Source organism: Paraburkholderia sp. J63, from assembly GCF_905220245.1.
In the GTDB taxonomy this organism is placed as follows: domain Bacteria; phylum Pseudomonadota; class Gammaproteobacteria; order Burkholderiales; family Burkholderiaceae; genus Paraburkholderia.
Genome location: NZ_CAJMZF010000212.1, coordinates 1 through 293, shown reverse-complemented (window position 1 = coordinate 293; position 293 = coordinate 1). Strand labels below are relative to the sequence as shown.

At 52.9% G+C, this 293-nt stretch carries 1 protein-coding gene; it reads right to left on the bottom strand.

The window, feature by feature from the left end:
* Positions 1-109 precede the first annotated feature (109 nt).
* Positions 110-293: hypothetical protein (locus U5775_RS39225; RefSeq protein WP_322063476.1), on the bottom strand; the 184-nt coding region annotated here is incomplete at its 5' end.

Below are 293 nucleotides of genomic sequence, written 5' to 3'. Positions count from 1 at the left end.
TGGGGATAAGGCCCCGAAACGCTGCGGCGCCAGACATAGGGGCCGCGAAATTGCGGGGCATTCAAAAGTGACTTATGATCGTTATTTATAGGTTTGACGCGTTTTGGCGTCAATAGTGATTCACGATCATTTTTTCGGCGGTATCTATAACCGGATTCATTGGTGTAGATTCCTCCTTACACGGCGGATGGGCTTCTGCATTGCCTCCACCGCCGGCAACGAACCACACGGAACCCATGGCACAGGTCAAAAAGGAAGACGTCAGGAACGCCATCCTCGATGCAACGCTCGCG